The sequence below is a fragment of the Pseudarthrobacter sp. NPDC058329 genome (assembly GCF_042879835.1).
Classification (GTDB): Bacteria; Actinomycetota; Actinomycetes; order Actinomycetales; family Micrococcaceae; genus Arthrobacter.
The window spans coordinates 71,987-83,973 of sequence record NZ_JBHVZR010000015.1 but is presented as its reverse complement, the minus strand read 5'-3'; the positions used below and the strand labels follow the sequence as shown (position 1 = coordinate 83,973).

Annotated in this window: 11 protein-coding genes; 2 read left to right on the top strand and 9 right to left on the bottom strand. The window is 65.3% G+C overall.

Annotated elements, in window-relative coordinates; genetic code table 11:
• Position 1 precedes the first annotated feature (1 nt).
• The 7 genes from prcB to ACFVYC_RS17370 form a co-directional block, all read right to left on the bottom strand.
• The gene (gene prcB, locus ACFVYC_RS17400; RefSeq protein WP_387552582.1) at positions 2-823 is read right to left on the bottom strand and encodes a proteasome subunit beta; all 822 of its coding nucleotides are present in this window, start codon (positions 821-823) and stop codon (positions 2-4) included.
• A gap of 81 nt (positions 824-904) precedes the next feature.
• A complete protein-coding gene (locus ACFVYC_RS17395; RefSeq protein WP_015937113.1) occupies positions 905-1,108 on the bottom strand; it encodes a ubiquitin-like protein Pup in 204 nt (67 codons plus the stop codon).
• Between the two features lie 84 nt (positions 1,109-1,192).
• Positions 1,193-2,866: a depupylase/deamidase Dop gene (dop, locus tag ACFVYC_RS17390; RefSeq protein ID WP_387552580.1), complete on the bottom strand. Its 1,674-nt coding sequence runs from the start codon at positions 2,864-2,866 to the stop codon at positions 1,193-1,195.
• A complete protein-coding gene (gene arc, locus ACFVYC_RS17385; protein ID WP_387552578.1) occupies positions 2,863-4,614 on the bottom strand; it encodes a proteasome ATPase in 1,752 nt (583 codons plus the stop codon). The genes dop and arc overlap by 4 nt, the downstream gene beginning before the upstream one ends.
• An 82-nt stretch (positions 4,615-4,696) precedes the next feature.
• Positions 4,697-5,761, bottom strand: coding sequence for a tRNA (adenine-N1)-methyltransferase (locus tag ACFVYC_RS17380; RefSeq protein WP_387552576.1), 1,065 nt, complete (start codon positions 5,759-5,761; stop codon positions 4,697-4,699).
• 97 nt (positions 5,762-5,858) lie between these two features.
• Positions 5,859-7,025 carry a site-2 protease family protein gene (locus tag ACFVYC_RS17375; RefSeq protein ID WP_387552574.1) on the bottom strand — a complete coding sequence of 389 codons (1,167 nt, stop codon included), beginning with the start codon at positions 7,023-7,025 and terminating at the stop codon, positions 5,859-5,861.
• The gene (locus ACFVYC_RS17370; RefSeq protein ID WP_387552572.1) at positions 7,018-7,746 is read right to left on the bottom strand and encodes an HAD family hydrolase; all 729 of its coding nucleotides are present in this window, start codon (positions 7,744-7,746) and stop codon (positions 7,018-7,020) included. The genes ACFVYC_RS17375 and ACFVYC_RS17370 overlap by 8 nt, the downstream gene beginning before the upstream one ends.
• A gap of 150 nt (positions 7,747-7,896) precedes the next feature.
• On the opposite strand from ACFVYC_RS17370, the gene ACFVYC_RS17365 reads away from it, so the two are divergent.
• Complete coding sequence (locus tag ACFVYC_RS17365; RefSeq protein WP_387552570.1) at positions 7,897-8,802, top strand: PAC2 family protein; 906 nt, start codon at positions 7,897-7,899, stop codon at positions 8,800-8,802.
• A gap of 54 nt (positions 8,803-8,856) precedes the next feature.
• Here ACFVYC_RS17365 and mshC read toward each other — a convergent pair whose 3' ends face one another.
• Together mshC and ACFVYC_RS17355 are read right to left on the bottom strand one after the other, a co-directional pair.
• Positions 8,857-10,134, bottom strand: a complete 1,278-nt coding sequence (gene mshC, locus ACFVYC_RS17360; RefSeq protein ID WP_387552568.1) for a cysteine--1-D-myo-inosityl 2-amino-2-deoxy-alpha-D-glucopyranoside ligase — start codon at positions 10,132-10,134, stop codon at positions 8,857-8,859.
• Positions 10,135-10,149: 15 nt separating this feature from the next.
• Positions 10,150-10,983 (bottom strand): undecaprenyl-diphosphate phosphatase, encoded by an 834-nt coding sequence (locus ACFVYC_RS17355; protein ID WP_387552566.1) that lies wholly within the window; start codon positions 10,981-10,983, stop codon positions 10,150-10,152.
• Positions 10,984-11,035: 52 nt separating this feature from the next.
• On the opposite strand from ACFVYC_RS17355, the gene ACFVYC_RS17350 reads away from it, so the two are divergent.
• Positions 11,036-11,971, top strand: a complete 936-nt coding sequence (locus ACFVYC_RS17350; protein ID WP_387552564.1) for an aldo/keto reductase — start codon at positions 11,036-11,038, stop codon at positions 11,969-11,971.
• The last annotated feature ends 16 nt before the right edge of the window (positions 11,972-11,987 follow it).

Genomic DNA, 11,987 nt, shown 5'->3' with positions numbered 1-11,987 from the left:
CTCAGGCCTCCCGTCCGGCGCTGGTGCGGGCTTCGATGACACTAACGGCCGCCGCAGCGAGCACGCTCTCAGCTACCCGCCGCGCACCGGCGCGGTCCACGGTGTAGATGACCGGCCAAAGCTGCCGGACGGTGTCAGGACCTCCGGTGGCGGAATCGTCGTCGGCCGCGTCGTAGAGGGCTTCGACGGCGACGGAGACTGCCTCAGCTTCGTTAAGGTTGGGCCGCCAGAGTTTTTTCAACGCGCCCCGGGCGAAGACGGAGCCGGAGCCGACCGTATGGTGCTCGTGCTCCTCGTACCTGCCGCCGGTGACGTCATAAGAGAAGAGCCTTCCCACGCCGGCGCTGGTGTCGAACCCGGCGAAGAGCGGCACTACGGCGAGTCCCTGCATGGCGAGGGGCAGGTTGCCGCGGATCATGGCTCCCAGCCTGTTGGCTTTGCCTTCCAGGCTGAGGAGGGTGCCCTCGATCTTCTCGTAGTGCTCGAGCTCCACCTGGAACAGCCGGGTCAGGTCAATGGCTATGCCGGCAGTCCCAGCGATGCCCAGGACGGAGTAGCGGTCTGCCGGAAAGACTTTTTCAATGTGCCTGCTGGCAATCACGTTGCCCATGGTGGCCCGCCGGTCCCCCGCCATCAACACACCGCCGGTGTAGCTCATGGCCACAATGGTGGTGGCATGCGGAACCTGCAGCGGTGCGGTCCCGGGCGCAGCGGCCTGGAGTCCCCTGCTGTACGGCAGGAGTTCAGGCCGGTCCCGCTGCAGATGCTCCGTAAAGGACGAGGTGGCGTTGGCGGCTACCTGGTGGGCGGTTGATTCCTGCACTCATGCACTCCTTGAACGTGGTTCTTCAACGTCGGTACAGATTCCGGCCGTCCGCGGCTTCCGCCACCCGCCGGGTCCGGGTTACTGACCGCCTTTTTGGACGAATGCGCGCACGAATTCCTCGGCGTTCGATTCGAGGACTCCGTCGATCTCGTCGAGGAGGTCGTCCACGCCTTCTGTTGATGCTGATGCCTGCGCTTCGGGCGGCGCGGGCGGGGCCTCGGGAATGTCCTCGTCGACCTGGCTGTCGCGTGATTGCGGCTGCTGCTGCTCCTGGCCTGCCATTGTTACCTCTCCCTTTCCTGGCGTCGGATCCAGCGGATCCTCCGATATGCCCATCCTGCCACGATGCAGGCCGTCCGGCGCGGTTTACGCCGCAGGCGGAGCGGTGTTGTGTCCCAGGAGCTCCGCGAGGAATGGGCCCGCTTCCCGGTAGCGCTGGAACAACGCTCCGGTCAGGGCTTTGGTTCCCCGAAGGGGCTCCCGCGTGGGCACGCGCTGCAGCCTGCCGTAGCCCGGGACGTCGAAAATCACCGAGTCCCAGCTGGCACCCACCACGTCCTTGCCGAAGTTGCTGATGCACTTTCCGCGGAAGAACGCACGGGTGTCCGGGGGCGGCTCGCCTACGGCAGCCGCTATCGCAGCGTCGTCGACAATCCTGTCCATGCGGTTCCTGGCGAGAAACCGGTAGTACAGGCCCTTCTCCGGCCTGATGTCCGCCCACTGGAGGTCAATGAGGCCGAGCCGTGCATCATTCCACTCCAGGCGGTCACGATCCCGGTAGCCCTCGAGGAGCGTGAGCTTGGCCAGCCATTCCACCGAGCTGGCTGCCGCCGCCCTGTCGCTGTCCAGCTGTGTGAGCACCTTGGCCCAGCGGTCCAGGACGTCATAGGTGTACCCGTCCCCATCGATGGCATCCCCAACACCTGTATCCTGCGCCAGTTTGGCCGCCGCTTCGTGGTACATCCACTGGAGGTCAAGCGCCGTGACGCGCCGGCCATCCAGCAAACGCAGGGTTGCGGTGAGGGATGTATCGTGGCTCACCGTTTGGAGGGCGGCTACCGGTTCGACCACCTCAATCTTTGGCGCAAGCCCCGCTTCGATGAGGCTGAGGACCATGGCCGTGGTCCCGAACTTCAGGTAGTTGGAGACCTGGCTGAGGTTGGCGTCGCCGATGATGACGTGCAGGCGGCGGTATTTGTCCGCCGTGGAGTGCGGCTCGTCCCGGGTATTGATGATGGGGCGCCGAATGGTGGTTTCGAGGCCCACTTCGGCTTCGAAGAAATCCGCACGCTGGCTGATCTGGAAGCCGGGGGTGGAGGCGTCCTGGCCGATTCCCACCCTTCCGGAGCCGCAAAGGATCTGGCGGCTGATGAAGAACGGCGTGAGACCGCGGACGATGTCGCCGAACGGAACAGAGCGGGGCATGAGGTAATTCTCATGGGACCCGTAGGACACCGATTTGTTGTCCGTGTTGTTTTTGTAGAGGTTTACCTGGGGCAGGTCGGGGTCGGCGGCGAGGCGCCGCACTGTGGCCAGCGCAACGAGGTCACCTGCGGCGTCCCACGTGACGGCATCACGGGGGTTTGTGACCTCGGGGCTTGAATACTCGGGGTGGGCGTGGTCAACGTACAGCCTGGCACCATTGCCCAGGACCATGTTCATCAGGAGGGTGCCGGACTCATCCTGCCCGTCAAGCTCAAGCTCCTCCCGTCCATAGGCCAGCGCCACTGCTTCCGCGTCCAGCACCGGCGGCTGGTCGGTCAGCTGGCTGGGGTGGGCGGAGCCCCTGTCCACGGTCCAGCCGCGGGCGTCGTGAAGGGGCTCCTCGTCGGTGTAGTCCCACCGTGTTTCCGCTCCGCCGGCCGCCCGCTGGCGCGTTACCTGGGCATACGCCTGGACCACCCTTGCGCTCATCATGGTGGCGTTCGCGGACGGGGCGGACGGGGCATGGATCCCGTATTCGGTTTCTGCCCCCATGACACGCATGGCCCCGCCCGCGGGGAGGGCGCCCCCGGCGGCCGGTTCCGGCGCAGCCGTCATAGATACTGCCCTGTGGAAGGCATCGTTTCGATCGACTTTCCAGGCTCCTGGCCGGCCTTGCCCTGGACGATGGTGCGGATGTAGGTGATCCGTTCGCCCTTCTTGCCGGAGATCCGGGCCCAGTCGTCCGGATTGGTGGTGTTGGGCATGTCTTCATGCTCGCGGAACTCGTCCACCACCGCCCGCAGCAGGTGCTCGATCCGCAGCCCCTTCTGGTGCGTGGTCAGCAGATCCTTGATGGCGTACTTTTTCGCCCGGTCCACCACGTTTTGGACCACGGCACCGGAGTTGAAGTCCTTGAAGTAGAGCATTTCGGTGTCGCCGTTGGCATAGGTGACTTCGAGGAACTCATTGGACTTGTCCGTGGAGTACATGGCTTCCACCGTGCGCTGGACCATGGCGTCCACCGTGGCCTGGACGTCGCCGTCATGCTCGGCGAGATCAGACTCGTGGAACGGCAGGTCCGTGGTGATGTACTTGTTGAAAATGTCCGCAGCAGCCTCGGCATCGGGGCGGTGGATCTTGACCTTAACATCCAGGCGGCCGGGCCGAAGGATGGCCGGGTCAATCATGTCCTCACGGTTGGACGCGCCGATCACGATGACGTTGTCCAGCCGCTCCACGCCGTCGATCTCACTGAGCAGCTGGGGAACGATGGTGGTCTCGACGTCGGAGGAAATGCCGGTGCCGCGCGTGCGGAACAGCGAATCCATCTCATCGAAGAACACCACTACCGGGCTGCCGTCCGACGCCTTCTCGCGGGCGCGGGAGAAAATCAGCCGGATGTGGCGCTCCGTCTCGCCGACGTACTTGTCCAGGAGCTCAGGGCCCTTGATGTTCAGGAAGTAGCTCTTCAGATCCACGTTTCCGGACCGTTCAGCGGCCCGGGCAGCAAGCGAATTGGCAACGGCTTTGGCAATGAGGGTCTTACCGCAGCCGGGAGGGCCGTAAAGCAGGATGCCCTTCGGCGCCTTCAGGCCGTGTTCCCGGTAAAGGTCCGGGTGCAGGAACGGCAGTTCGACGGCGTCGCGGATCTGTTCTATCTGCGGTCCCAGGCCGCCGATGTCCTCGTACGTGATGTCCGGGACCTCTTCCAGGACCAGGTTTTCCACCTCGGACCGCGGCACTTTCTCCAGTGCGTAGCCGGTCCTGGAGTCGATGGAGAGCGCATCGCCCACCCGGAGCTTTTCCGCCAGGAGCGCACCGGAGAGCCGGACCACCCGTTCCTCGTCGGCCCGTCCCACCACGAGGACGCGGTCGGAGCCGAGCATCTCCTTCAGGGTGGCCAGCTCGCCTGCACGCTCGTAGCCGAGCCCTGCGACGACGAGGAGCGCCTCGTTCAGGAGGACTTCCTGGCCCACTGCCAGCTGGTTGATGTTCACCAGCGGGCTGACGCCTACGCGCATTTTCCGGCCGGCGTTGAAGATGTCCACTGATTCTTCAGTGGCTGCCTGCCCGCTGCTGCCCGGCGAGGGCTGCCGGCGAGGGTTCAGCTGAAGAATGGTGCCGAAGCTGTAGGGAGGCTGTCCCTCCTGGTCCAATGCGTTCTTCAGCCGGAGAATCTCGGCCTTCGCGGCCTCAAGCATCGTGACCAGCTTGGTGTTGTTCTGCGTTGCCGCAGCCAGCTGGCGGTCGATGTGCCTGAGCTTGTCCCTGAGGATGTTGACCTGGCGGTCCGCAACCGAGAGGTCGTTGGCGGCAGACTGCTCTGCCGGAGTACGTCCGGAGTCCTGGTTTGGCGTCTCCATGATGCATCAGCCCCTTCCTGCGCTTCTATTAAGACCTTAGTCCCAAGATGGCAGGTAGGGAGGGAGACTCCCGAAATGTGGACTAGTTCGTGATCTCCGGGGTGTCTTTGACGTTTGTGCCCGCAATGGCATCGCGGGCGGCGCGCCGGAGCTTCTTGTCGGAGACCAGCCGCTCCCCTACGGCGCCCGGCGTCCAGGCGTTGACGTCCTCCTCGTTGAAGTCAGTCTTCGAGGGGCGCCGCTTGACGGAGATGCCGGTGACGCCGTCGGCCAGCCGGCGCGTGACCAGCAGGAAGCCCGTGTGCGCCACCATGCGGTGGTCCGGCCGGACGGCGAGGCCCTCGAGGTGCCAGCCGCGGACCATGGACTCCCAGGCGTCCGGCTCCGTGAACCGGCCGTCGGCGCGGATGGCCTCCGCCGTGCGGGACAGCTGCGTGACCGTTGCAACGTAGTTGATCCACACGCCGCCCGGGGCAAGGACCGTGGCGACAGCGTCCAAGCATTCCCAGGGCGCGAGCATGTCCAGGACCACGCGGTCCACGGACCCGGGCTCTTCGCTCCGGACAACTTCCTCCTGGAAGTCGCCCAGGGAGATCTGCCAGGCCGGGTGCGGGCCGCCGAAGATTGTTTCCACGTTTCCGCGGGCGATGTCCGCAAACTCTTCACGCCGTTCAAAGGAGTGCAGGTAGCCGTTGTCACCCACGGCCCGGAGGAGCGAAATGGAGAGGGCGCCGGAGCCGACTCCCGCTTCCACCACCCGGGCGCCAGGGAAGATGTCAGCCATGGTGACAATCTGCCCGGCGTCCTTGGGGTACACCACCGCAGCGCCGCGCGGCATGGAGAGGACGAAGTCCGAGAGCAGCGGGCGCAGGGTCTGGTACTGCTGGCCAACATTGTTGACCACCACCGAGCCGTCCGCCTTGCCGATAATCTCATCGTGGTTCAGGAAACCGCGGTGGGTGTGGAACGCGCCGCCGCTTTCGAGGGTGACCGTGTTCATCCGGCCCCGCTCGTCGGTCAGCTGGACGCGTTCGCCCTCCCGGAAGGGACCGCGGCGACGGGCAGCTCCCACCGGCTGCGAGCCTCCGGCGGCAACACCGGATTGGGCTGCTGCTGTGGCTTCGTTGACGGCAGTTTCGCTGCTCATGACTTTCCTCGCTCCTGTAAAACTGTTGCGCCCCCGCGTCCATGTCCTCAAAGACATTGTGGCTTCTGCGGCGGCAATGCACGACCGGCAGGTAACTCTACCGGTTCCTGCCCTGCGGTTGCCTACCGGATTGCCGGCGCCTGCCGGTGATGGCGGACAGCACCGCATCCTGGGAAAGCAGCCCGGTCACCTTGCCGTTGTGGTCCACCACGGCGTAGTCCCGACCTTCGAGCTGGGAGAGGAAGTGGAGAAGTTCCTGCCCTTTAGACCATTCCGGCACGTAGGCTCCGGGCGCAAGGGCATAGGACACGGCGGTGATCGGAGTTGTTCCGGCCGCAGCGGCGGGAACCGATGCCAGCGCGGAAGAGTCCACCACGGCCTCAGGCCGTCCGTCAAAGCCGCAGATCACCACTGCCGTTGGGCCGGGCGCGCCAAGCCGGAGGGCGTCTCGCACCGACGCTGTGGCAGGCAGCCCGACGGCTGGAGTCGACAACCCTGCGGCGCTGACGAGATGAAGCCGCCCGCGCAGCGTTCCCTGCTGGATGGAAGCCGAAGCCCCCATCCAGAGGAAGCCCCCCACCAGGACGGTAATCATGAGCAGGCTGAAGTCGGGCGAGTTTCCGGCAAGCAGCGGCCGCAGGATGAACCAGTAGGCGAGGGCAATAACAATCAGGCGTCCGCCCCACCCTGCTGCCACCGTCCCTTTGGCCTGGCTGCCGGTAGCCTTCCAGACGGCGGATTCCACCAGCCTGCCTCCGTCCAGCGGCAGCCCCGGCAGGACGTTGAAGACGGCGATGAGGAAGTTCGCCCACATGAAGATGTTCGTGAGGATCTCGGCGACGCTGCCGAGGGCAACACCGTTCAGCATGAGCCAGGCCCCTGCGGCTAGGACAAAGTTGGCGGCCGGGCCGGCAAGGGCCACCAGGACGGACCGTCCCGGAGTGGCAGTGAAGCTTTCGAACTGTGTGTGCCCGCCCCAAAGATTGAGAACGATCTTCTGGGTTGGCCACCCATAGATCTTGGCAGTCAGGGCATGGGCCAGTTCGTGGACCAGCACGGAAATCAGCAGCAGGACAGCATAGGCGAACGCGACCACGTAGGCGCTGGCACCGAGGGCCGGGTTGCTCCGGTCAAGTACCGGGCCGTAAACAATCACGGTGAAGGTGGCGATGAGGAACCATGAATAGGCCAGGACAACGGGAACGCCGGCGATTTTGCCCAGAGGGATGCCTTCGCGGCGTACCGGAGCCGCCGTCTCAGTCATGTGCGGTCACCGGGACTGCCGCGGACGGCGCCGCAGAGCGGGCAACCACCAGGTCTTCAAGGTCAGCCAGCGAGCGTCCCGCCAGGGACTCCCACAAGGTGTACCGGGCGTCCTCCGGCAATGGAACGATGTGTGGAATGGCAACGGTGGCCACTCCGGACGCCACTGCCGCCGCCACGCCCGGCTCGGAATCTTCCAGGGCTACACAGTGGTGGATGGCCAGGTCCGGGTCCTTTTCCTGGAGCAGGTCCACCGCTTTCAGGTACGCCTCGGGGTGCGGCTTGCCCTGTGTCACGGTATCGCCGGTTACCACCACTTCGAAGTACGGCCGAGGGAGGCTGGCCACCACTTCCCGGGCCAACGGGCCCTCGGACATGGTCACCAGGGCGCACCTGACACCCGCAAGGTGCAGGTCTTCCAGGAGCTCGCGGGCACCCGGGCGCCACGGCACATTCTTCCTGACGCTGGCCACCACTTCAGCCGTGAGGGTGTCAATGATTTCGCGGATCGTAAGATCGACGCCGGCCTGCTGGAGGAGGCCTGCGGAGAACGTCAAGGACTGTCCCACCAGTTGCATGGCCTGTTCATGGGACCAGGTTCCACCATGGGATTCCACCAACGCGCGCTCAGCGGCTATCCAGTAGGGCTCCGTATCCACAATGGTGCCGTCCATGTCCCAGAGGGCGGCTTTGAGCGGGGAAGAGGAGGCTGGCTGTCGCATGCCCCCAGTCTACGGGGCCAGTCTGGGCGGGGGCTGTGGCTACGCCCTCGGCGAATACCGCCGGGGTTGCCGCTGTTTGGGGCGTACCAGGTGCACTTTTCGGCGCTTCATTCCATGCAAGACCCCGCTGCTTGGACGTAGGGTGAAGAAATGAATAGCTTCGAGGGAGACACCACCGAACCGGGTGCCGGACCCGCCCGTGAGCGGTTCCTGCAGCCTGTGGCTGACGGGCAGCGCGTCACTGTGATGCTGGCCGCCTTTGAAGGCTGGAACGACGCCGGGGAGGCAGCAAGCGACTCGCTGCGGTATCTCAACAAGCTGTGGGGCGGCAAGAAGGTTGCCAACATAGACGCCGACGAATATTACGATTTTCAGTTCACCCGCCCGACTGTCCGCCGGAACTCCGCGGGCGAACGCAAGATCAAGTGGCCCTCCACGCGTATCTACAAGGCCAGCGCGCCAGGTTCGAACGTGGACGTCATCTTTGTGCAGGGCACCGAGCCGTCCTATAAATGGCGGGCCTATACCGCCGAACTCCTGGTGCACGCAGAAGCGCTGAATGTTGACTATGTAGTCCTGGTGGGCGCCCTGCTGGCAGACGTGCCGCACAGCCGCCCCATTCCGGTGAGCACGTCCTCCGACGACGCGCCGCTGCGGGAACGCATGAACCTGGAAGCATCCCAGTACGAGGGACCGGTGGGCATTGTTGGGGTGCTTTCGGAGGTTTCGCTCCTGGCGGGCATTCCCACGGTCTCGCTTTGGGCCGCCGTCCCCCACTACGTGGCGCAGGCGCCGTCGCCCAAAGCGCAGTTGGCTCTCCTCCACCGGATAGAGGAGTTGCTTCAGGTTCCGCTGGACACCCATGAGCTGGCGGAGGAAGCCGACGCGTGGGAGCGGGGTGTGGACGAACTGGCCACCGAAGACCCGGAAATTGCCGCCTATGTCCGGCAGCTTGAAGAGGCAAAGGACACTGCAGACCTTCCGGAAGCAACCGGGGAATCCATTGCCCGGGAGTTTGAGCGTTACCTCAAACGTCGCGGGCAGGACCGGCCCTAACCGGGCAGCCTGCGTTACGCCCGCTTGCAGTAGCCGCCCCCCCAGGCGGCCTCGTCAGAGGCGAATGCCCAGTAGGGCGTCGACGGCGTCCCGCACCAAGGCCTGGTCCTCACCGCTGCCGTGGCCGGCTCCCGAGTCCGCCTGATGCGCCCAGCGGGAGACGGCGGCAACCGCAGCCGGAGCGTCAAGGTCGGCAGCCAGCGCGGCGCGCATCTCTGCGATCAGGGCTGGCCCCGACCCGGCCGGAGCGTTGCCGAGAGCCTGTCGCCAGGCGGCAAGGTCCGCTTTTGCGGCCTGGAATCCTTCGTCCGTCCAGGACCAGTCCGAACGGTAGTGATGGGCGAGGATGGCGAGGCGGATGGCTGCCGGGTCCTCCCCCGCTGCGCGCAGTTTTGATACCAAAACCAGGTTGCCCTTGGACTTGCTCATCTTTTCGCCGTCCAGCCCCACCATTCCGGCGTGTGCATAGTGCCTGGCTAGCGGAACCCCGGCCAGTGAGAATGCGTGGCCGGCACCCATTTCGTGGTGCGGGAAGATCAGGTCCGAGCCGCCGCCCTGCACGGTGAAGGGCGAGGGCAGGTATTTTTGCGCAATGACCGTGCACTCGATGTGCCAGCCTGGCCTGCCGGATCCCAGGCTTCCACCGGGCCAGCTCGGCTCGCCGTCCCGCTCCACGCGCCACAGCAGCGGGTCCAGCGCCTGGCGTTTCCCCGACCTGCCGGGATCACCGCCGCGTTCGGCGAAGAGCTCCAGCATTTCGCTTTCCGACAGGCCGGAGATCGATCCCAGGGACCACGCGTCAGGTGACGCGGACTGCTTGCCGGCCGCCTCGACGTCGTAATAAACGTCTCCGTCCGGCTCGCCGTTGGTGCCCTGCACCTTGTATGCCAGCCCCAGGCTGACGAGCCGTTCCACCTCCGGCACGATCATGGCGATGGATTCGACGGCTCCTACATAGCGGTCGGGGGCGAGGACGTTAAGCGCCTCCATGTCCGTCTGGAAGAGCTCGATCTGGCTTTGCGCCAGGTCCCACCAGTCCACTCCGGTGGCCGTGGCGCGTTCCAGCAGCGGGTCGTCCACATCGGTGACGTTCTGCACGTAGGACACGTCCTGGCCGGCGTCCCGCCAGGCCCGGTTAAGGAGGTCGAACGCCACGTAGCTTGCGGCGTGGCCCATGTGGGTGGCGTCGTATGGCGTGATGCCGCAAACGTACATAGAGGGCCGGCCATCTGTTTCCAGGGCCACCTCGCGGCCCACAGCGGTATCGAACAACCGAATGGCCGGCATGCTGCCGGGCACGTCGGGAACAGGGCGGGAGATCCAGGATTTCACACGCCAAGCCTAGTGCTAGGCGCTGATGACATTGAAACCGAGGAGGAGGTACAGGGCCAGGCCCAGGAGGATGCGGTACCAGACGAACAGGCGGTAGCTGCGGGTGGAGACGAACTTCAGGAACCAGCCGATGATGATGTAGCCCACCACAAGGGCGATCACCGTGGCGAGGGCTGTTTCCGGCAGCCCGTAGGGACCGCTGATGCCCTCGTTGGACACGGTTTTGTAGAGCTGGAAGAGGCCGCTGCCGAAGACGGCGGGTATGGCCAACAGGAATGAGTACCGTGCGGCCGCTTCGCGGGTGTAGCCCATCAGGAGGCCCGCGGTAATAGTTCCGCCGGACCGGGACACGCCGGGGATGAGCGCCATGGCCTGGGCGAAGCCGTAGAGGATCCCGTGCTTGTAGGTCAGCCGGGTGAGGTCCCGCTCCTGTTTGCCTACTGCGTCCGCGACAGCAAGGATCAGGCCGAACACGATCAGCATGGTGGCCACAATCCACATGCTGCGGAGCACCGACTCGATCTGGTCCTGGAAGAGCAGGCCCAGGACAACAATGGGCAGGCTGCCCAGGATCACGAGCCAGCCCATCCTCGCGTCAGGATCCTGCCTGGAGACTTTTCCGGCAAGGGAACCGGCCCATGCCTTCACAATCCGGACGATGTCCCGCCAAAAATAGATCACCACCGCTGTTTCGGTACCCAGCTGGGTGATGGCGGTGAAAGCTGCGCCGGGGTCTGCGGCATTGGGCAGGAATTGCCCCACGATCCGCAGATGGGCGCTTGATGAGATGGGTAGAAATTCGGTCAGTCCCTGCACAAGGCCCAGCAGGGCCGCCTCAAACCAGTTCACGCTAAGACCCTACGGCATGGGCAGTGCCGGTTCTGCCCGTAAGCTTGCTGCTATGCAGCAGCGTTACGTCGGCAACAGTGGATTGCGAGTTTCCGCCCTATCCCTTGGCACCATGTCCTGGGCCGGCGAGACCGACGAACAGGACGCCTCGGAACTGCTGCGCATCTTCCTGAATGCAGGCGGCCGCCACCTCGATACGGCTGCGTCCTATGCCGACGGCCGGTCCGAGGCCATGATCGGGTCCCTGCTGGGCGACGTCGTGGCCCGTACGGAGATTTCCATTTCCAGCAAGGCAGGACTGACCACACCGGATGGCCGGCGCGGCGTGGACACGTCACGTAACGCAATGCTCACCGGCCTGGAGGCCAGCCTGGCCAGGCTGGGCACGGACTACGTGGATATCTGGTTCGCCCAGGCCTGGGACGCCAACGTACCGCTGGACGAAACGCTGTCCGCGTTGGAGTACGCCGTCCGCACCGGCCGGGCCAGGTACGCCGGAGTGTCGAATTTCAGCGGCTGGCAGACAGCCAAGGCCGCAGCCATCGCAGGATTTCCCCTTGTGGCCGCCCAGGCCGAGTACTCGTTCCTGCAGCGGCAGCCGGAAGCAGAACTCATTCCGGCCATCGAAGATGCAGGCCTGGGCCTGATGGCATGGGCGCCGCTGGGCCGCGGGGTCCTGACCGGGAAGTATCGTGGCAGCATCCCCACCGGGTCCCGGGGAGCGTCCGCCGCGGAAGCCGGGTACGTCGAGCCCTACCTTGACGGGAAGGCGTCCAGGACGGTCGAGGCGGTGTGTATGGCCGCCAAGGGACTGGGCAGGACGCCGCAGGACGTGTCGTTGAGCTGGCTGCTGTCGCAGCACGGGGTCGCGACGGCGATAGTAGGCCCGCGGACGCCCGCGCAACTCAAGGAAATTGTGGCTGCCCAGTTGTCGCCGCTGCCGCCCGAGATAGCCTGCGCCCTCGAGGACGCATCAGCCCTCAACTAGGCCCGGACTGCTGGCG